This is a genomic window from Streptosporangium sp. NPDC006930, from assembly GCF_040635605.1.
GTDB lineage: Bacteria > Actinomycetota > Actinomycetes > Streptosporangiales > Streptosporangiaceae > Streptosporangium.
In genome coordinates this window covers 220,092-237,417 of record NZ_JBEYID010000005.1, presented here as the reverse complement: position 1 = coordinate 237,417, position 17,326 = coordinate 220,092, and the positions used below count along the sequence as shown (strand labels likewise).

At 72.1% G+C, this 17,326-nt stretch carries 17 protein-coding genes; 13 read left to right on the top strand and 4 right to left on the bottom strand.

Annotated elements, in window-relative coordinates; genetic code table 11:
• Positions 1–16: 16 nt before the first annotated feature.
• Complete coding sequence (gene murA, locus ABZ664_RS11800) at positions 17–1,333, bottom strand: UDP-N-acetylglucosamine 1-carboxyvinyltransferase (protein ID WP_362506871.1); 1,317 nt, start codon at positions 1,331–1,333, stop codon at positions 17–19.
• A 107-nt stretch (positions 1,334–1,440) separates the two neighbouring features.
• Here murA and ABZ664_RS11795 point away from each other — a divergent pair, with 107 nt between their 5' ends.
• Positions 1,441–1,980: a hypothetical protein gene (locus ABZ664_RS11795; protein ID WP_362506868.1), complete on the top strand. Its 540-nt coding sequence runs from the start codon at positions 1,441–1,443 to the stop codon at positions 1,978–1,980.
• Positions 1,981–1,996: 16 nt separating this feature from the next.
• Here the strand turns inward: ABZ664_RS11795 and ABZ664_RS11790 are convergent, their stop codons facing one another.
• Both ABZ664_RS11790 and ybaK read right to left on the bottom strand, forming a co-directional pair.
• The gene (locus ABZ664_RS11790; RefSeq protein ID WP_362506865.1) at positions 1,997–3,385 is read right to left on the bottom strand and encodes an amidase; all 1,389 of its coding nucleotides are present in this window, start codon (positions 3,383–3,385) and stop codon (positions 1,997–1,999) included.
• Between the two features lie 148 nt (positions 3,386–3,533).
• The gene (gene ybaK, locus ABZ664_RS11785; RefSeq protein WP_350950343.1) at positions 3,534–4,034 is read right to left on the bottom strand and encodes a Cys-tRNA(Pro) deacylase; all 501 of its coding nucleotides are present in this window, start codon (positions 4,032–4,034) and stop codon (positions 3,534–3,536) included.
• A 99-nt stretch (positions 4,035–4,133) separates the two neighbouring features.
• Here ybaK and hisD point away from each other — a divergent pair, with 99 nt between their 5' ends.
• From hisD to ABZ664_RS11725, 12 genes are all read left to right on the top strand, one after another.
• Positions 4,134–5,441, top strand: coding sequence for a histidinol dehydrogenase (gene hisD / locus ABZ664_RS11780; protein WP_362506862.1), 1,308 nt, complete (start codon positions 4,134–4,136; stop codon positions 5,439–5,441).
• Between the two features lie 161 nt (positions 5,442–5,602).
• On the top strand, positions 5,603–6,688 hold the full coding sequence (locus ABZ664_RS11775) for a histidinol-phosphate transaminase (RefSeq protein ID WP_362507290.1): 1,086 nt from the start codon (positions 5,603–5,605) through the stop codon (positions 6,686–6,688).
• Between the two features lie 20 nt (positions 6,689–6,708).
• On the top strand, positions 6,709–7,308 hold the full coding sequence (gene hisB / locus ABZ664_RS11770) for an imidazoleglycerol-phosphate dehydratase HisB (protein WP_362507287.1): 600 nt from the start codon (positions 6,709–6,711) through the stop codon (positions 7,306–7,308).
• Between the two features lie 43 nt (positions 7,309–7,351).
• Complete coding sequence (locus ABZ664_RS11765) at positions 7,352–7,507, top strand: hypothetical protein (RefSeq protein ID WP_350950340.1); 156 nt, start codon at positions 7,352–7,354, stop codon at positions 7,505–7,507.
• Entirely contained in the window at positions 7,504–8,139 is a 636-nt protein-coding gene (gene hisH / locus ABZ664_RS11760; RefSeq protein ID WP_362507284.1) for an imidazole glycerol phosphate synthase subunit HisH, read from the top strand. The genes ABZ664_RS11765 and hisH overlap by 4 nt, the downstream gene beginning before the upstream one ends.
• A gap of 18 nt (positions 8,140–8,157) precedes the next feature.
• The gene (locus ABZ664_RS11755) at positions 8,158–8,499 is read left to right on the top strand and encodes a hypothetical protein (RefSeq protein ID WP_362506857.1); all 342 of its coding nucleotides are present in this window, start codon (positions 8,158–8,160) and stop codon (positions 8,497–8,499) included.
• Positions 8,500–8,503: 4 nt separating this feature from the next.
• On the top strand, positions 8,504–9,235 hold the full coding sequence (gene priA, locus ABZ664_RS11750; protein WP_362506854.1) for a bifunctional 1-(5-phosphoribosyl)-5-((5-phosphoribosylamino)methylideneamino)imidazole-4-carboxamide isomerase/phosphoribosylanthranilate isomerase PriA: 732 nt from the start codon (positions 8,504–8,506) through the stop codon (positions 9,233–9,235).
• 64 nt (positions 9,236–9,299) lie between these two features.
• Entirely contained in the window at positions 9,300–10,070 is a 771-nt protein-coding gene (gene hisF, locus ABZ664_RS11745; protein ID WP_362506851.1) for an imidazole glycerol phosphate synthase subunit HisF, read from the top strand.
• A gap of 109 nt (positions 10,071–10,179) precedes the next feature.
• Entirely contained in the window at positions 10,180–11,907 is a 1,728-nt protein-coding gene (locus ABZ664_RS11740; protein WP_362507281.1) for a serine/threonine-protein kinase, read from the top strand.
• Positions 11,904–14,795: a BTAD domain-containing putative transcriptional regulator gene (locus ABZ664_RS11735; RefSeq protein ID WP_362506848.1), complete on the top strand. Its 2,892-nt coding sequence runs from the start codon at positions 11,904–11,906 to the stop codon at positions 14,793–14,795. Before ABZ664_RS11740 ends, ABZ664_RS11735 begins: the two co-directional genes overlap by 4 nt.
• A 77-nt stretch (positions 14,796–14,872) precedes the next feature.
• On the top strand, positions 14,873–15,517 hold the full coding sequence (locus ABZ664_RS11730; RefSeq protein ID WP_362506845.1) for a hypothetical protein: 645 nt from the start codon (positions 14,873–14,875) through the stop codon (positions 15,515–15,517).
• Positions 15,501–16,061: an OmpA family protein gene (locus ABZ664_RS11725; protein WP_362506842.1), complete on the top strand. Its 561-nt coding sequence runs from the start codon at positions 15,501–15,503 to the stop codon at positions 16,059–16,061. The genes ABZ664_RS11730 and ABZ664_RS11725 overlap by 17 nt, the downstream gene beginning before the upstream one ends.
• 575 nt (positions 16,062–16,636) lie before the next feature.
• Here ABZ664_RS11725 and ABZ664_RS11720 read toward each other — a convergent pair.
• Entirely contained in the window at positions 16,637–17,251 is a 615-nt protein-coding gene (locus ABZ664_RS11720) for a Uma2 family endonuclease (protein ID WP_362506839.1), read from the bottom strand.
• Positions 17,252–17,326 lie beyond the last annotated feature (75 nt).

Sequence of the window (17,326 nt, the reverse complement as noted above, 5' to 3'; positions counted from 1 at the left end):
GCCCGATTGCCAATCCTTACCCGTCCTGCACCTTTTCTCGACTGATCTTCAGCCCGAGCGAGGCGAACTGCTCGAACGGCCGGTGGTAGCCCCGCTCGATGTGGTGCACCCCGCGCAGGGTGGAGGTGCCCTCGGCGGCCGCGGCGGCGAGCACCGCCGAGAACCCGGCCCGGATGTCGGGCAGTGTCACGTCGGCGCCGCTCAACCTGGAGACGCCGCGCACGACCGCCGAGTGCTTGGCGTTGGTGTCGTGGTAGCGGCAGGCGGGACCGCCGAGGCAGACGTCGAACACCTCGATCTCGCAGCCCATCTTCTGCAGGGCGGGCACGTAGACCAGGCGGTTCTCGAACACCGTCTCATGCAGCACCGACATGCCCTGGGCCTGCGTGAACAGCACCATCAAAGGCGTCTGCCAGTCGGTCATGAACCCCGGGTGCGTGTCGGTCTGCACCGCCGCGGCCCGCAGCCCGTTCGGCGCGGACGCCGACAGGTAGTCGTCGGTGATGTCGACCTCGGCGCCCATCCTGGCCAGGGTGGTGATCGCGGTCACCAGCCGGTCCTGCGGGCAGCCGTGCACCCGCACCTGCCCGCCCGTGATCAGACCGGCCGCCAGATAGGAGAACGCCTCGATGCGGTCGCCGTTGAGCCAGGTGGAGGCGCCGTGCAGACTCTCCACACCCTCGATCACGATGCGCCGGTCGGGACTGAGCTCGATGCGCGCGCCCATGCGCTGCAGGAACAGGGCGAGCTCCACCACCTCGGGCTCCATCGCCGCGCCCTTCAGCACGGTCTTGCCCTCGGCGAGCACCGCGGACATCAGGATCGTCTCGGTGGCTCCGACGCTGGGGTAGGGCAGCTCGATCCGGGTGCCGCGCAACCTCTTGGCCTTGGCGTAGACCCCCGTGTCGCTCACCTCGACCTCGGCGCCCATCGCCCGCAGCGCCTCGACGTGGAAGTCGACGGGCCGGCGGCCGATCGGGTCGCCGCCGACCAGCGGCACGAACGCCTCGCCCGCCAGGTGCAGCAGGGGGCCGAGCATCAGGATCGGGATCCTGTTGAGGCCGGTGAACGCCGCGGGAACATGCGGGTTGATCTGCTTGCCGGGAGCGACGGAGATCTCGCCGGAGCTGATCTCCACGTCGATGCCGAGAGCCCTCAGCATCTGCGCGGTGATCCCCACCTCGCCCACGTCCGGGGCGTTCTGGATCGTGCTCTCACCGCTCCCCAGCATCGCGGCGACCATGTGCTTGGAGACGCCGTTCTTGGAACCGCGGACCTCGACGTCACCGCGCAGCGGCCCGGAGGGTTCGATCAGCCATACCTCTTCGTTCACCCCGCCAGAGTAACGGGATTCGGTCGAAGCCTCGGATGGCACCGGGCGGAGAGGTATGTAACATCGGGCACATCTGCACAGAGGGTGAGGGAACCATGGTGCGAGGCGTGCGTGATTTTGCGATCACAGTGCTGGTGCTCGCGCTGATCGGGATCGTCGCCGGGGTCCTGTGGTCGCTGGCCGCGCCGCGCCCCCCGTACGTCGTGACGGGCAGGGGGTCGCTGCTGGCCGATCCCTCCACGCAGGCGCTGATCGCCGCGGACGGCTGGTTCGCGGTGATCACCGGTGCGTTCGGGCTCGCCTGCGGGGCGATCGGCTACAGCGTGTCGCGCGGGGGCCGCCCGCTGCCGGTGGTGGTGGGCCTGGCGGCCGGTGGCCTGCTCGGCGCGCACCTGGCGCTGGTGGTGGGGGAGGCGGTCAACCTCGGGGCCGTGAGCGTGACCGCCTCGGGGGTGTCCGCGTCGCTGGTCGCGGGGCCGCTGAAGCTGACCGCCAGGGGGGTGCTGTTCGCGTGGCCGACGCTGGCCGCCGGCCTCTTCTTCGCGCTGGAGGGCATCGCTGGCTACCGCGACTCCCCGCTGCGCCGGCCTTTCGGCGGGGACGACCCCTACGGGCCGCTGTCGTCGTACGACATCAGCGGCCGGTAAGGCCTGGTGAGAGGCGTCAGAGCGGTGGCCGGTGCGAGCCGTGGCCGGTGGCGCGCTCGAACGCGTGGGCGAGCCGCAGCACCGCCATGTCGGCGAAGGGGCGCCCGACGATCTGCACGCCCACCGGCAGTCCGCCGGAGGTGAACCCGCACGGCACCGACGCCGCGGGGGCGTGCAGCACGCTGATCCAGTAGGCCGAGCGCATCCACGCCAGATAGTCGGGCAGCGCCTCCCCGTTGATCTCCGAGACGTAGGGGGCTTCCACCGGGAACGGCGGCACCTGGCTGACCGGCGCGATCAGGAAGTCGTAGGTGTCGAAGAAGGAGCCCATCCGCCGGTAGAGCTCGCTGCGCAGCCGCTCGGCGCGGGCCAGGTCGGCACCGGTCAGCTCCCGGCCCCGCTCGACGTTCCAGCGCACGTTCGCCCCGAGGCTCTCCTGCGGCAGGTCGCCGAAGGAGAGCGCGTAATACCACGCCCGGTGGATCCGGAAGGCGTCCTCGGCGGCGGACAGGTCCAGATCCACCCGTTCCACCCGCGCGCCCAGCTCCGCGAGCGCGGCCGGGGCGTCCGCGGTGACCTTGGCCGTCTCCGCGTCGACCGGGAGCCCGCCCAGGTCGGGGCTCCAGGCGATGCGCACCCCTGTCAGGTCGAGGTCCAGCGGCCCGGCGAAGGCGGAGCCGCTCTCGGTGATCGAGAAGGGGGAGGCGGCGTCGAACCCCGCCACCGCGCTCATCAGCAGCGCCAGGTCCTGCGCGGTGCGGGCCATCGGTCCCGGGACGCCGAGGGTGAACCAGGCCGCGACGGGTGACGGCGAGGGGACCCGCCCAGGGGTGGGCCGCAGCCCGGCCACGTTGCAGAAGGAGGCCGGGTTGCGCAGCGAGCCGCCCATGTCGGAGCCGTCGGCGAGCGCCACCATGCCGGTCGCCAGCGCCGCCGCGGCCCCGCCGCTGCTGCCTCCCGCCGACCTCGACAGGTCGTACGGGTTGCGGGTGGGGCCGAAGATCTCGTTCACGGTGTGCGATCCGGTGCCGAACTCCGGGATGTTGGTCTTGCCGACCGTGATCGCCCCGGCCTCGCGCATCCGCCGCACGATCGGCGCGTCGGCGGCCGGGACATGGTCGGCGAAGATCGGCGAGCCGTACGTGGTGCGGATCCCCGCGGTGTCGGCGAGGTCCTTGTGCGCGACCGGCAGCCCGTGCAGCGGTCCCCGCCACCGGCCGCGGGCCAGGTCCCTGTCGGCCTCTTCGGCCTCCCGCCTGGCACGTTCGGCCACCAGCGTGACGATCGCGTTGACCTTCGGGTTGACCTCCTCGATCCGCCGCAGGTGCGCGTCGAGCAGCTCGACCGCGCTGATCTGCCCGGTACGCAGCAGCTCGATCATCTCGGTAGCGGTCAGATAATGCATCTTGCCCCCGATGTCCCCGGTCAGGTGTCTGCCTTCTCACCGAGTGTGGCCGAACGTCGCCGCGCGCCGCGTCGGCAACCTTCGACAGGACTCGCCCCAGGGAGCGGGCTCGTCTTGCGGGCCCGTCCCGCGCGACCTCGGGAGAGCCTCAGTCGGCCTTGCCGATGGGGGCGGTGACGGCCTGGGTGAGCCGTACCAGCTCCGAGGGGTCGGTCTCGATCTGCAGCCCGCGCCGCCCGGCGGAGAAGTAGATCGTCGCGAAGCCGAGCGCGGAGGCGTCGACCACCGTGGGCAGGCGTTTGCGCTGCCCGAGAGGGCTGATGCCGCCGACCACGTAGCCGGTGACCCGCTCGACCTTCGCCGCGTCGGCCATCGTCGCCCGCTTGCTTTTCATCGCCGCCGCGAACGCCTTGAGGTCGAGTTTGCCCGCCACCGGCACCACCGCGACGGCGAGCCCGCTCTCCACCTCGGCCACGAGGGTTTTGAAGATCCGCTCGTACGGCACCCCGAGGGCGTCGGCCGCCTCCTCGCCGTAGGTCTGCGCACCGGCGTCGTGCTCGTAGGGGTGCAGGGTGAAATCGACCTTGGCCTGGGTGAGGGCCACCGTCGCGGGGGTCCCCTGGCCGCCCTTGTTCTTGCTCTTGCTCACGGGGGAAGCGTAGCGGCTGATTAAAATCTACATAGTAAAGGCGCCGTCCGGATAATGGACAGGACGATATCGGGTGGCGGACCTCCGTAGACTGAACGGGTGATTTCGCGTACCGACCTGCGAGGCCCTCTGCCGGAGGACCTTCGCGACGTGCTGCCCCGCGCCGACCTCGACGTCGAAGCCGCCCTGGAGAAGGTGCGGTCCATCTGCGAGGACGTGCGCCATCGCGGGGCGGTCGCCGTGCGCGAGCTGACCGCCAGGTTCGACGGCGTCGAGCTGGAGTCCACCCGGGTGCCCGCCGAGGCGATCGCCGGGGCGCTGGAAGGGCTCGACCCGAAGGTGAGGGCGGCACTGGAGGAGTCGATCCGCCGCGCCCGCCTCGTCCACCGCGATCAGCGGCGCGCCGACGTCACCACCCAGGTCGTGCCCGGTGGCACCGTCACGGAGCGCTGGGTGCCCGTCGACCGCGTGGGGCTGTACGTCCCCGGCGGCCGGGCGGTCTACCCCTCCAGCGTGGTGATGAACGTCGTTCCCGCCCAGGAGGCGGGGGTGCCCTCCCTCGCGGTCTCCTCGCCCGCGCAGCGCGAGTTCGGCGGGCTGCCGCACCCGGCCATCCTGGCGGCCTGCGCGCTGCTCGGCGTGGACGAGGTCTACGCGGCCGGCGGCGCCTCGGCGGTGGCGATGTTCGCGTACGGCACCGAGGAGTGCCCGTCGGTCACCATGGTCACCGGCCCCGGCAACATCTGGGTGGCCGCCGCCAAACGCCTGCTCAAGGGGCGCATCGGCATCGACTCCGAGGCCGGTCCCACCGAGATCGCGATCCTCGCCGACTCCACGGCCGACCCGGTGCACGTCGCCGCCGACCTGATCAGCCAGGCCGAGCACGACACGATCGCCGCCGCCGTGCTCGTCACCGACTCGGTGGAGCTGGCCCAGGGCGTCGAGCGGGAGCTGCCCCGCCAGGTCGCCGCGACCAAGCACGCCGAGCGGATCACCGAGGCCCTGTCGGGACGCCAGTCGGGCATCCTGCTCGTCGACGACATGGAGGCCGGGCTGCGCGTCGTCGACGCGTACGCCGCCGAGCACCTGGAGATCCACGCCGCCGGGGCGCATGAGCTCGCCGCCCGGGTGCGCAACGCGGGAGCGATCTTCGTCGGCTCCTACGCGCCGGTCTCGCTCGGCGACTACATGGCCGGTTCCAACCACGTGCTGCCCACCGGCGGCTGTGCATGCCACTCCTCCGGGCTGTCGGTGCAGACGTTCCTGCGTGGCATCCACGTCGTGGACTACAGCCGCGAGGCCCTCGCCGATGCCGCCGCCCACGTGTGCGTGCTGGCCGACACCGAGGACCTCCCGGCGCATGGCGCGGCGATCCGCGCACGATTCGACTGGGAGGTGCCCTCGTGAGGACCTCCCGGCCCGTGCTCACCGGGCGCGCGGCGATCCGCGCACGATTCGACTGGGAGGTGCCCTCGTGAGGACCTCCCGGCCCGTGCTCACCGGGCGCGCGGCGATCCGCGCACGGACCTCCTCGCCGGTGCCCGGCGGGAATGCCCGTGCCCGATTCGATGGGGAGACCCGGCGTGAGGTTTGAAGATCTGCCGATCCGCGACGACCTTCGGGGGCGCACACCGTACGGTGCCCCCCAGATCGACGTTCCGGTCAGGCTCAACACCAACGAGAACCCCTACGGGCCCTCCGCGTCCCTCGTCGCCGACCTGGCAGAGGCCGTACGCGCCCAGGCGGGCGAGCTCAACCGCTACCCCGACCGCGACGCGCTCGCCCTGCGCGGGGATCTGGCCTCGTATCTGGGGCACGGCCTGGCCGTGGAGCAGGTCTGGGCGGCCAACGGCTCCAACGAGGTGCTCCAGCAGATCCTGCAGGCCTTCGGCGGCCATGGCCGGGTCGCGATGGGCTTCGAGCCCTCCTACTCGATGCACCCGATCATCACCACCGGAGCCTCCACCGAGTGGATCTCCGGGGCGCGTGAGGACGACTTCGGGATCGACCCGGGCAAGGCCGTGGCCGCGATCGAGGAGCACCGGCCGGACGTCGTCTTCCTGACCTCTCCCAACAACCCGACCGGCACCGCCCTGGACCCGGCGGTGATCGCCGCGATCGTGGAGGCGGCGCCGGGCATGGTGGTGGTGGACGAGGCCTACTTCGAGTTCGCCCGCGGCGGCACCCCGTCGGCGCTGACGCTGCTGCCGGACAATCCCCGGCTGATCGTCACGCGGACGATGTCCAAGGCGTTCGCCATGGCCGGGACCCGGCTCGGTTACCTGGCGGCCCACCCGGCGGTGATCGAGGCATTGCTGCTGGTCCGGCTGCCGTACCACCTGTCCACGCTCACCCAGACGGCGGCGCGGGTCGCGCTTGCCCACAGTGCCGAGTTGCTCGGTGCCGTCGACGCGCTGCGGGCCGAGCGGGACGCCACGGTGGAGTGGTTGCGTGGCCGAGGGCTGACGGTCGCCGACTCGGACGCCAACTTCGTGCTGTTCGGGCTCTTCGAGGACAGACACGCGGTGTGGCGGGGCATGCTGGAGCGCGGTGTGCTGATCCGCGAGGTGGGCCCGCCCGGGTGGCTGAGAGTTTCGATCGGTACCCCTGAGGAGATGGCGGCGTTCCGCGCCGCCCTGGAGGAGATCCTGTGAGCAGCATCACTGACGGTGTCATGGCCGCACCGCGTCGCGGTCGCGTCGAGCGTGTCACCAAGGAGACCTCGGTGCTGGTCGAGGTCGACCTCGACGGCACCGGGAACGTCGAGGTGTCCACCGGTGTCGGGTTCTTCGACCACATGCTGAACCAGCTCGGCAAGCACGGGCTGTTCGACCTGACCGTGAAGACCGAGGGCGACCTGCACATCGACGCCCACCACACGATCGAGGACACCTCGCTCGCGCTGGGGGCGGCGTTCCGCGAGGCTCTGGGCGACAAGTCGGGCCTCCGGAGGTTCGGCAACGCCTCCTGCCCGCTGGACGAGTCGCTCGCGGAGGTCACGGTCGACCTGTCGGGACGCCCCTACCTGGTGCACAGCGAGCCTGATGGCATGGCACCCATGATCGGTGCGGAGTACGACACGACGATGACCAGGCACATCCTGGAGTCGTTCGTCGCCCAGGCCGCGATCTGCCTGCACGTGCGCGTCCCGTACGGCCGCAACGCCCACCACATCGTGGAGGCGCAGTTCAAGGCGCTGGCCAGGGCGTTGCGGGCGGCCTCCGAGCGCGACCCGCGCGCCACCGGGGTGCCCAGTACGAAGGGCGTGCTGTGACCTCCTCTCGCGGGGCTTCTCGCGGAGGGAGGGGGACGCGCCGGTGAGCGACAACTGGACGGCCGTCGCGATGGCCTTCGTGGCCCTCTTCCTCGTCGGCGGGATCGTCTCATTCCTCAAACAGGGTCTGAAGAAGGGCGCGGTGCTGCTCGCCGCCCTCGCGGCCCTGGCGACCACGGCGGCGGTGCTCTGGTGGTGAAGAAGAAGGTGACCGTTCTCGACTACGGCTCGGGCAACCTCCGTTCCGCGGAGCGCGCGCTGGCCAGGGTCGGAGCGGAGGTCACGGTGACGGCCGACTACGAGGCGGCGCTGGAGGCCGACGGTCTCGTCGTGCCGGGGGTGGGGGCGTTCGCCGCGTGCATGACGGGACTGCGCGCCGTGCGGGGTGAGCGGATCATCGGCCGGCGCCTGTCGGCGGGGCGGCCGGTCCTCGGCATCTGTGTCGGCATGCAGATCCTCTTCGAGACGGGCGTCGAGCACGGCGTCACCTCCGAGGGGTGCGGGGAGTGGCCGGGCACGGTGGAGCGTCTGGACGCTCCGGTCCTGCCGCACATGGGCTGGAACACGGTCAAGGCGCCCGCCGAGACCGCGCTGTTCGCCGGGCTCGACGCCGGGACGCGTTTCTACTTCGTGCACTCCTACGGCGTGCGCTCCTGGGAGCTGAAGGCGGGACCGGGTTTCCCCGATCCGCTGGTCACCTGGGCCGAGCACGGTGTTCCGTTCGTCGCGGCGGTGGAGAACGGCCCGCTCGCGGCCACCCAGTTCCACCCGGAGAAGTCGGGCGACGCCGGTGCTCAGCTGCTCACGAACTGGCTCGGGACCCTCGCGTGAGCGTCCGGTGAGTTCTCGATGAGCAAGGAGCGGGCCAGGCGCAGGGCCGAGCGGGAGGCCGAGCAGGCACGCCAGGCGGCTCTGCGCGCCGAGCGGGAGGCTCGGCTGGCGCGGCGGCGCGAGCGGGTCGGCAGGGTGGTCGCGCTGCTTCCGGGCAGGCCGGTGCGCATCGTCTCCCAGGGCGGCATCATGGCCCGCCGCCGCCGGACGCAGAACGGTGTCGCGGCGGTGCTGTTCCTGATCGCCCAGGTGATCGTCTGGCTGTTGTGGTCCTCGTGGGCGGCCCGGTTCGGGGCGCTCGTCATCTCTTTGTTGTTGCTACCGCTTCTCATCACCCTTGTCTTCGACCGGAGGTCTTGAACAGATGACGCTTGAGCTGCTCCCCGCCGTGGACGTCGCCGACGGTCAGGCGGTCCGCCTGGTCCAGGGCGCGGCCGGCACCGAGACGTCGTACGGCGATCCCCTGTCCGCGGCGCTCGCCTGGCAGGAGGCCGGTGCCGAGTGGATCCATCTGGTCGACCTGGACGCGGCGTTCGGCCGGGGCAGCAACCGCGAGCTGCTCGCCACCGTGGTCGGCGCGCTCGACGTGAAGGTGGAGATGTCCGGCGGCATCCGCGACGACGCCTCGCTGGAGCTCGCGCTGGCCACCGGCTGCCGCCGGGTGAACATCGGCACCGCGGCGCTGGAGAACCCCGCCTGGTGTTCCAAGATCATCTCTGAGTACGGTGACCGGGTCGCGATCGGCCTCGACGTCCGGGGGACCACGCTGGCCGCCCGTGGCTGGACCCAGGAGGGCGGCGACCTGTGGGAGGTGCTGGCCCGGCTGGAGAAGGACGGCTGCTCCCGCTACGTCGTCACCGACGTCACCAAGGACGGCACGTTGCGCGGTCCCAACCTCGACCTGCTCCGTGAGGTCTGCTCCCGCACCGACGCGCCGGTGGTCGCGAGCGGCGGCGTCTCGTCCCTGGACGACCTGCGCGCCCTGGCCTCGCTCGTCCCGATCGGCGTCGAGGGGGTCATCGTGGGCAAGGCGCTGTACGCACAGGAGTTCACCCTCGAAGACGCCCTCGCCGCCGTCGCCGCCGCGAGTTCGTGAGGGGCCCGCGGATGACTTCGTCCCCACACCCAAAAGCGGGGGTCGCCACGCTGAAAGGAACGCGATGACTGTCGCGGTACGAGTGATCCCCTGCCTGGACGTGGACGCCGGGCGGGTGGTCAAGGGCGTCAACTTCGAGAACCTCCGCGACGCGGGCGACCCGGTCGAGCTGGCCCGCCGCTACGACGCGGAGGGGGCCGACGAGCTGACGTTCCTGGACATCACGGCCTCCAGTTCCGACCGGTCGACGATGTACGACGTGGTCAGCCGGACGGCCGAGCAGGTGTTCATCCCGCTCACCGTGGGCGGGGGGGTGCGCGCGGTCGAGGACGTCGACAGGCTGCTGCGGGCCGGCGCCGACAAGGTGAGCCTGAACACGGCTGCCCTCGCCCGGCCCGAGCTGCTGACCGAGGCGTCGCAGCGTTACGGGGCGCAGTGCATCGTGCTGTCGGTGGACGCCCGCAGGATCGTCGACGGCCCGCCGACGCCGTCCGGTTTCGAGGTGACCACGCACGGCGGACGCCGGGGCACCGGCATCGACGCGGTGGAGTGGGCCCGGCGGGGTGAGGAGCTCGGGGTGGGGGAGATCCTGCTCAACTCCATGGACGGTGACGGCACGCGTCACGGCTACGACCTGGAGCTGATCCGGGCCGTACGGGCCGAGGTGTCGGTTCCGATCATCGCGAGCGGCGGGGCCGGTGCCGTCGAGGACTTCCCGCCCGCGGTCGAGGCGGGGGCGGACGCGGTGCTGGCGGCGTCGGTGTTCCACTTCGGGCAGCTCAAGATCGGCGATGTCAAGGACACGCTGAGGGTGGCGGGGCATCCGGTCCGCTGACATCGTTCCGGTTCGCCGTGGCTCGCAGAAGGTAGCCGGTAGCCGAGTTCTTTGGTGTACAAAATGCCGGTGTGCGTGAATTTGACGGCATAGGGTGACTCCGGTGAACATGATCGGCGGCTACGCGCTCAGACGTGAGCTGGGCCGGGGTGGCATGGGCGTGGTGCACCTCGCCGCGACCCCGGCGGGGAGCCTGGCCGCGGTGAAGGTGATCCATCCGCACCTGGCCCGCGACCCCGCCTTCCGGCGGCGCTTCGACCGCGAGGTGGCGGCGGCGCGCAGGGTGGCGAGGTTCTGCACCGCCCCGGTGCTCGACGCAGGGGTCGAGGACGGCGTCGCCTACCTCGTCACCGAGTACGTCAGGGGACCCGACCTGGCGCAGGCCGTACGCGAGCAGGGACCGCTCACCGGCGCCAACCTGGAGGCGCTCGCGGTCGGGATCGCCACCGCCCTCCACGCGATCCACGGGGCCGGGGTGATCCACCGCGATCTGAAACCGTCTAACGTGCTGCTCTCGCCCCTCGGCCCGCGCGTGATCGACTTCGGTATCGCGCAGCTCGTCGACACCGAGAGCCTGACCAGCCAGGCGATCCTGGGAACCCCCGCGTTCATGGCCCCCGAGCAGGTGCGCGGCGAGCCGCTCACGCCGGCGGCCGACGTGTACGCGTGGGGCGGGGTGATCGCGTTCGCCGGTACGGGGCGGTTGCCGTTCGGCGGCGGCTCGCCGTCCGAGGTCCTCTACCGGATCGTCAACGACGGGCCGAACCTCGAAGGCCTCGACGAGAGTGTGCGCGCCGTCGTCGAGGGGGCGATGGCGAAGGACCCCGCGCGGCGGCCGAGCGCCCAGCGGCTGCTGGACGAGCTGGTCGGCGGCCGGCCGACCCCGGCGACGGCGAGTCAGGTCGTCGAGCGCGCCTGGGCGGGCGGCGGAGGGCCGGGCGCGCCCGGGAGGGCGGGTCTGCGGGAGGGGTCGGCGGTGTCCGCAGGGCCGGGGGCGGTCGGGAGGCCGGACGTGTCGGGGGGATCGGTCGCGTCCGGGGAACCGCCCGTGGCCGGGGGGTCGGGTGCGCAGGGGGGACCGGTCGTGGTCGGGGGATCGGGGCTGCCCGGGGAACAGGCTGCGGTGGGGGTACCGGTTTTGATCGGGGAACCGCCTGTGGTCGGAGAGCCCGTACGGTCCGGTGTCACGGTCGCGAGAAGACGGCGGTGGCCCTGGGCGGCGGGTGTCGCCGTGCTCGTGGCGGTCCTGGTGAGCGGGGTGATCCTGTATGCCGGTTCAGGCGCGCTCACGTCGCCGTACCGTGCCGATTTCGCCGAGTCGTGGGCCGTCGGCGCGTCCGACGGCGGCAGGACCGAGCTGGACGGCGGGGTCTACCTGCTGACCGCCAATCCCGGATGGCGGCTGTGGAAGTCCGCCCCCTTCTCCGAGGGTTCCGCCGGGGGTGTCGTGGTCAGCTCCAGGATGCGGCTGCGGGAGGGGGCGGGGGAGTTCGGCGTGTGGTGCCGTGGCGACGCCGATACCGGAGACCGTTACGAGTTCACGGTCACCGCTTCGGGCGAGGCCTCGATCACCAAGCGGCACGACGGGCGGGGCGTCGTCCTGCACGGACCCGTACGGATGGGGAAAGCCGCCGACAACCGGGTCGTCGCCCGATGCGCGCAGCAGGGCGATCGGGTCGTCCTCGGCATGTGGCTCAACGAGGAGCCGGTGGGGGAGACCGAGGACACCCAGGACCCCTACGGTCCTGGAGCCGTCGGCGTCCACGCGGCACCGGACACGGCCACACCCGTCCGGGTCGGGTTCCAGTCGTTCGAGGTAGGCCCGGCGGAGGGGTGAGCGTGCGGTTCGGGGTGCTGGGAGCACTGCGGGTCGTCGAGGGCGAGCGTGACCTGACGCCCGGCCCCGCCAAGCACCGCGCGCTTCTGGCCGCCCTGCTGCTGAGGCCCGGACGGACGCTGACCGTCGGGCGGCTGGTCGCCGAGGTGTGGGGAGAGGAGCCGCCCGCCTCGGCGGAACCGGTGCTGCGGGTGTACGTGAGCGCGCTGCGCAAGCTCATCGACGGGATCCGCACCGTGCCCGGCGGCTACCTCCTCGACGTCGACCCCGAGCAGGTGGACGCGCACAGGTTCGAGCGCCTGGTGGCCGCGGGCAGGCGGGCCAGGGACGCGGGCATGAGCGCGGAGGCGGCCGGCGAGCTGCGTGCCGCGCTGGCCCTGTGGCGGGGACCCGCGCTGGCCGACATCGACTCCGCCGAACTGCGGCGGGCGTACGCCGTACCGCTGGAGGAACTGCGGCTCACCGCGCTCGAAGAGCGCGTCGAGCTGGACGTGGCGCTCGGCCGTGGCGCGGAGGTGACGGGGGAGCTGCGCGCGCTCGTGACCTCGTACCCCCTGCGGGAGCGGGCGTGGGCACAGCTCGTACTCGCGCTCGGCCAGGCGGGGCGCAGGTCGGAGGCGCTGAGCGCCTACCGGGAGGCGCGGCGGCTGCTCGTCGGCGAGCTCGGCCTTGAGCCGGGTCCCGAGCTGAACCGGGCGCACGAGCGCGTGCTGAGGGGGGACGCCCTCGCGCGGATCGTGCCTGGCGAGTCGGCGGGAGATGCCTCCGTGTGGATTGTGCCGAACGAGTCGGCGGGTGTCCCCGTGCGGGTCGTGCCGAACGAGACGCCGCCGGACATCGCCGACTTCACCGGGCGCCAGCGCGTCCTGGACTGGATCCGCCGGTCCGTGCCCGCCGAGGGAGGCGCGCCCGTCCATCTGGTGCTGCACGGTCCCGCGGGGGCGGGCAAGTCCGCGGTGGCGGTCCACGTGGCCGGCGGGCTCGACTTTCCCGGCGGACGGTTGTACGCCTCGCTCGGGGCCAGGACGCCGGGCGCGGTGCTGGAGGACCTGCTGCGCTCACTCGGCTGCCCGGAGGGTGCGGTGCCCGCTCACCTGGCCGAGCGGACGCGCCTGTACCGCAGCCTGGTGAGCGGGCGGCGGCTGCTGGTGGTGCTGGACGACGCGGCCGACGCCGCTCAGGTGCGCCCGCTGCTGCCCGCGGGGCCCGGTTGCCTGACACTGGTGACCAGCCGCTCGCCGCTGTCCGGCCTGGAGGCGGCGCGAGCCTTCGAACTCGGCGTGTTCGACACCGGCGAGTCCGTGGAGATGCTCGCGCGGGTGGTGGGGGAAGGACGGGTGCGGGCCGAGCCGCGGGCGGCCGCGCGGATCGCGGTGTTGTGCGGCGGATTGCCGCTGGCGCTCAGGATCGCCGGGGCCAGGCTCGCGCGGCGGCCGGGCTGGACGCTGGAGCACCTGGCGGGACGCCTTGAGGACGAGCGTGGCCGCCTCGACGAACTCAGCGCGGGAGATCTGGCCGTACGTGGCAGCCTGGCGTTCGGCTACCGTGCGCTCTCGGATCGCGAACGCCTGCTGCTGCGCCGTCTCGGCGCGCTGTCCGCGCCCCACGTCGCCCCGTGGGCGGCCACCGCCGTCCTCGGGGCGCCCGCCGAGCGGCTGCTGGAGGCGCTGGCCGAGGCGGGTCTGCTGCGCTCGCGCGGGCTCGACGCGAGCGGTCAGGAGAGGTACGACTGCCACGACCTGACCAGGCTCTATGCCGCCGAGCGCCTGGAGGCCGAGGAGGGGCCGCCCGCCCGGGTCCTCGCCGCGGCCGCGGGGGAGATCCTCGACCGCGCCCGGCGGGCCAGGGCGCTGCTGCTGCCCGCGGAGCCGGGGTCCGGCCAGACCGTCGCCCGTACGGCGGAGCAGGCCGCGGACCTGGACACCGCGCGGTTGCGGGAGTCGGCCCGCTGGCTGGCCGCCGAGCGTGGGTTCCTGGTCGCGGCCGTCGCCGACCTCCAGCGGGCCGGCCTGGACGAGGCGACCTGGCGGCTCGCCTTCTACCTGACCCCGTTCTTCGAGCTGGGCGCGTACCGCGAGGACTGGAACACGGTCGTGGCACTCGGCCTGTGGGCCGCCCGGCGCACGGGCCACCGCCACGGTGAGGCGCTGCTGCTGCGGTCCCTGGCCGACCTTCGCCGTACGGAGGGCCGTCTGGAGGAGGCGGCCGACGCCCTCGGGCGGGCGCTTCCGCTCGCCGAGGCGCACGAGGTGGCCCGTACCCGCCACCGGCTCGGTCTGGTACGTCTCGCCCAGGGGCGGCGTCCGGAGGCGGAGGCCTGCTTCGTCGCCTGCCTGGCCGCGTTCTCGGCGGCGGGGGATCGGCGCGGCAGGGCCGATGCGCTGCGTGCCCTCGGCGGGGCGCGGCAGGCAGAGGACCTGCTGCGCGAGAGTCTCGCCGTCTACCGGGAGCTGGGTGATCCGCGCGGCGAGGCGGCCGTCTCGCTCGACCTCGCGGGGCTTCATCTGGAACGGCGGCGCGTGGTCGAGGCGCGCGAGCGGGCCGAACGCGGCCTCGGTCTGGTCAGGCGTCTGGGGGACCGGCTCCCCGAGGCCGCGGGGCTGGTGCTCCTGGCGAGGGTGGCCCTGGCGGAGGGGCGGCCCGACATCGCCCGCGGGGGCGCGGAGGAGGCGCTGGGGACGTTCCGCGAGTACGGGGACCGCCGGGGTGCCGGGCGGGCGCTGCTCACTCTGGCGGCGGCGCTTTTAGATCTTGATGAGGTGGATGGGGCAGTTGGTGCTGTATCGGATGCTGTGGGAGAGTTTGACGCTCTCGGCGACAAGGACGGCCTCGCCGAGGCCGAAGAGCTCGCCCGTGAGGTGTCGCGGCGCCGTGGCCTGCGCGTATAGCGCGCTATGCGGTTTCTGAAGGCGGATCTCCTACGGTCGGGCTCGATGTGATCCACAACGGGCGGAGGCGGTACGGGATGCGAAGAGGGACCACGCCGGTGGCGGTCGTGGCGGTGATGGCCGCGATGCTGAGCGGCTGCGGGATGCTTCCTGGGCAGCAGGGGGGCGGCGGCGAGGAGAGGCAGCCCGTCTCGCAGGAGTCACGGGTCTCGCAGGACTCGCAGGAGGGGCGGGCGACGAGTACGGCGGACGCCACGGATGTCACGGAGGCCACGGCGACCGGCGATCCCGGTGAGCCCGCGCCCGCGGAGCAGGAGAGGGTGATCGCCCGCAGGGAGGTCAAGACGGGCGGCGCGGACCTGACCGTGGAGATCACCGGTCTCAAGCGCCAGGGCCGGCTGTCCACGCTGACCTGGAGGGTCACCAACAACAGCGACGACCGGTGGCAGATGACCAGCGGCATGGGCGACACCCCGGGCGGCCTCGGCCTGACCGTGGCCGGGATCAGCCTGATCGACCCGGTCAACGGCAAGCGGTACGTCGTCGCGCGCACCGGGAAGTATCCCCGGGCCAAGTGCCTGTGCTCCGATTACGACGTGTTCACCGAGGCCGGCGAGGTGCTGCCCCTGCACGCCACGTTCGCCGCCCCGCCGCCGGACGTCACGAAGATCAATGTGGACCTCAAGGTGCTGGGTGTGTTCACCGATGTCCCGATCTCCTGAGCGCCTCACGACCCTGGTACTCGGGCTGGCCCTGGTCACGGGCCTCGTACCGGCCGCGTGGGCGGATCCGGGCGACGACGCCGTGGCCGAGGTGGAGGACGTCGTCGCGGTCGTCGAGGACGTCGTCGCCGAGGTGGAGTCCCTCGACGGCGCCGAGAGCGAGTCGCGACAGGGCGAGAAGGTCACCGTGGCGCTCACCAGCGACGTGCTGTTCGCGCTCGACAAGGCCGTGCTGACTTCGAGGGCGCGGCAGCGGCTGGGGCAGGTCGCCGCGAAGGTCCGGGCCGACTCCGCGGGCGGGACGGTCGGGATCGAGGGACACACCGACGACCAGGGCGACGACGCCTACAACGCCGCGCTCTCGCTCAGGCGGGCGCAGGCCGTGCGGCAGGCACTCCAGGGGACACTGACGGGCGCGACCTTCCGGGTCGAGGGCTTCGGCGAGAGGCGGCCCCGGGTGCCCAACGTCGTCCGGGGGCGGGCGTTGGAGGAGAACCGGGCGAAGAACCGGAGAGTGGAGATCGTCTTCACCGCGAAGGGGTGATCCTTGGGGGGCGGGTCCTGCGGTGCTTCGCGGTTGGGCGTGTGCTGCCTGTTGCGGGGTTGAGTGTGCTTCCTGGTTGAGCGTGTCCTACGGTGTGGTTTCCGCACGTCGGGGCTTCCTGTGTTCGCCGCTGTGCTGGAGTTCGACTCCGTGATCGCCAGCGCCGGTGCGGCTGGGGAAGGACCGTTTACGTCCGACCTGTGTCGGTGTTCCGGAGCGGGGTTCGCGCTGCGGCGGGCCGGTGCTCCGGGCGGCCGTCGTGGTGAGGGTCTGGTTCTTCAGGCCTCCGGCCTGCTCGGGCGCGCGGGGTTGCGCTTTTTTATAAGCCGCCCGGAACACCGGCCCGCCTCCGCGCACGGCGGCTCCGTCGTACGGGGTGCGGGCCGTAGTCGCTCCGTTTCCGGCCGCCCAGGGTGCTTTCCCGCGCTGAAGCCTTCGTACGAGGAGGTTTCCTGGGTGCTCGCCGTAGCTGAAGCGCCGCTGCGGAAAGGAGCGCAGGGCCGGGCTCCTTGGCGTACGGGAGGTCGGTGCGCACGGGTCTGGCGGTACGTGATCCCGGTGAGGGTGATCGGTGGCTATGTGCTCAAGTTTGAGCCGGGCCGGGGTGGCATGGGTGCGAGGGTTCCGGGGTCGATCGTCAGGGGGACGGGGCCGGGCAGGGTGGCGGCGGTACCGGGGGCGAGGGCGGCCACCTGCCTGTAGAGGTCGCCGTCGAGCTGGTAGACGTCGATGACCAGGGTGTTCTGGTCGATGATCCAGTACCACTCACACTTGGTCCGGGCGTACCGGTTCATCTTGGTGAGGCGGTCGCGGTTGGAGTTGGTGGACGTGACCTCCGCGAGGATCTCGATCTCGTGGGGTTCCACGTAGAGGTCGCTGTCGGTGCCGCGTTGGAAGACGGCGATGTCGGGGGCGAACACGGTGTCGGAGTTGAGGCGGTAGTTGACCGGTCCCTCCACGTCCAGGTCCAGATCAAGATCCAGAAGGCACGCCTCGATGGCGTTGATGAGGCGGCGGGCGATGCGCTGGTGCCGTATGGAGGGCGCGGGGGTCATCACGATGCAGCCGTCCTCAAGTTCGAAGCGGCGGCCGACGTCGCCGAAGTCATGGTTCATGAACTCGTCCGCGTTCCAGTAACGCGGAGTCCACGGCAGTGTTCCGTGGGGTTCGTGGCCATGCGGGACGGTCATACCTGCCACGGTATCGAGGTTCCTGTGCCTCCCATAGCGTGGCTGATGTGTGGTTCTGGTCGGGCTGCTCATATG

What these genes read in the sequence shown, in the direction of transcription:
- ABZ664_RS11740 (WP_362507281.1), top strand. Translation starts at nt 10,180, where the DNA reads ATGATCGGCGGCTACGCGCTCAGACGTGAGCTGGGCCGGGGTGGCATG.
- hisB (WP_362507287.1), top strand. Translation starts at nt 6,709, where the DNA reads ATGGCCGCACCGCGTCGCGGTCGCGTCGAGCGTGTCACCAAGGAGACC.
- priA (WP_362506854.1), top strand. Translation starts at nt 8,504, where the DNA reads ATGACGCTTGAGCTGCTCCCCGCCGTGGACGTCGCCGACGGTCAGGCG.
- ABZ664_RS11720 (WP_362506839.1), bottom strand. Translation starts at nt 17,251, where the DNA reads ATGACCGTCCCGCATGGCCACGAACCCCACGGAACACTGCCGTGGACT.
- ABZ664_RS11790 (WP_362506865.1), bottom strand. Translation starts at nt 3,385, where the DNA reads ATGCATTATCTGACCGCTACCGAGATGATCGAGCTGCTGCGTACCGGG.
- ABZ664_RS11755 (WP_362506857.1), top strand. Translation starts at nt 8,158, where the DNA reads ATGAGCAAGGAGCGGGCCAGGCGCAGGGCCGAGCGGGAGGCCGAGCAG.
- ABZ664_RS11730 (WP_362506845.1), top strand. Translation starts at nt 14,873, where the DNA reads ATGCGAAGAGGGACCACGCCGGTGGCGGTCGTGGCGGTGATGGCCGCG.
- ABZ664_RS11775 (WP_362507290.1), top strand. Translation starts at nt 5,603, where the DNA reads ATGGGGAGACCCGGCGTGAGGTTTGAAGATCTGCCGATCCGCGACGAC.
- hisF (WP_362506851.1), top strand. Translation starts at nt 9,300, where the DNA reads ATGACTGTCGCGGTACGAGTGATCCCCTGCCTGGACGTGGACGCCGGG.
- ABZ664_RS11725 (WP_362506842.1), top strand. Translation starts at nt 15,501, where the DNA reads ATGTCCCGATCTCCTGAGCGCCTCACGACCCTGGTACTCGGGCTGGCC.